Annotated in this window: 1 protein-coding gene; it reads left to right on the top strand. The window is 62.9% G+C overall.

What is annotated here, in order from left to right; all coding sequences use genetic code 11:
- Window positions 1–54 precede the first annotated feature (54 nt).
- A complete protein-coding gene (locus tag JW364_RS23940; RefSeq protein WP_159370889.1) occupies window positions 55–1,440 on the top strand; it encodes an IS256 family transposase in 1,386 nt (461 codons plus the stop codon).
- Window positions 1,441–1,503 lie beyond the last annotated feature (63 nt).

The following is a 1,503-nucleotide window of genomic DNA, read 5'->3' as shown; positions in this document are numbered from 1 at the left end:
GGGGGTGTCAGATGGTCTGTGTAAGTCCAGTGCTCATCAGTGAGAGGACAATCTATGAGCATGGCGTTAGACGATAAGCAGCACGACGACGGTCAGCAGCTGCCTGAGTTGGCTGAGCCGCGTTCGACCGCGGAGGTGGCCGAGGCGCTGGAGGCCTCGGGCATGGTCGATGAGTTGTTGGCCCAGATCGATACCGGCCAGGTCCAGATCACCGGCGACGGCGGCCTGATCCCGGGTCTGATCAAACTCGCCCTCGAACGCGGCCTGAAGGCCGAGCTGACCGATCACCTCGGCTATGCCAAGGGCGATCCGGCCGGTCGGCAACTGCCCAACGCCCGCAACGGGTCGAGCCCGAAAACGGTGGACTCCGCGGCCGGGCCGGTCGAGTTGAACGTTCCTCGTGACCGTGCCGGCACGTTCACCCCACGCCTGGTACCGAAGGGTTCCCGCCGGCTCGGCGGGCTCGACGACATGATCATCTCGCTGTATGCCGGTGGCATGACGTTGCGCGACATTCAGCATCATCTGGCCTCGACGATCGGCACCGATCTGTCGCATGAGACGATCTCGAAGATCTGCGACGAGGTCCTCGACGCGGTCGATGAATGGCAGAACCGGCCGCTGGAGGCGTTGTATCCCGTCATCTACCTCGACGCCCTGGTGGTGAAGGTCAAAGACGGCGGTCATGTCCGAAACAGGCACGCCCACATCGCTATTGGTGTCGACATGGCCGGCGTCAAGCACGTGCTGGGCATCTGGATTCAGGCCGAGGAAGGCGCGAAGTTCTGGGCCGGGGTGTGTGCGAATCTGGCCAACCGCGGCGTCAAGGACGTGCTCATCGTGTGCTGCGACGGGTTGACCGGGTTCCCCGAGGCGATCGAGGCGACCTGGCCATTGGCCACGGTGCAAACGTGTGTGGTGCATCTGATTCGCAACTCGATGCGGTTCGTGAACTACAAGGACCGCAAAGAGGTCGCGCGGGCGATCAAACCGATCTACACCGCCCCCGACGCCGAGACCGCCCGCCGCGAATGGGAAGCCTTCCGAGACTCGGAACTGGGGACCAAATATCCGAGTGCCGCAGCAGCTTTCGATCGAGCGTGGGACCGGTTCATTCCGTTCTTGGCGTTCCCGCCCGAGCTCCGCAAAGTCATCTACACCACCAACTCGATCGAGTCGCTGAACTACCAGCTCCGCAAGGTCATCAAGAATCGGGGACACTTCCCCAACGATCTCGCGGCGCGCAAACTGCTGTGGCTGGCGATCTGCGACATCGAGGACAAACGGGCCCGGCAACGCGAGAAGGAACGCGGCAAGCCCGCCGCCACGCGCAGAGCCCCCGGCAGACTCGTCGAGGGCCAAGTCGTGACGAACTGGAAACAGGCCCTCGGGCAACTAGCCCTGGCCTACCCCGACCGCATCGAACCCCACCTCAACTAGACCCAACCAGCAACCACAGGAAACCCAGGAGTCACGTTCTTACACAGACATCTTGACAAGCTC

Origin of the sequence: Gordonia sp. BP-119 (genome assembly GCF_016924115.1) — a bacterium.
GTDB lineage: Bacteria > Actinomycetota > Actinomycetes > Mycobacteriales > Mycobacteriaceae > Gordonia > Gordonia hongkongensis.
Note: the sequence above shows the minus strand (reverse complement) of the source record. Positions and strands in the feature narration are given on the sequence as shown.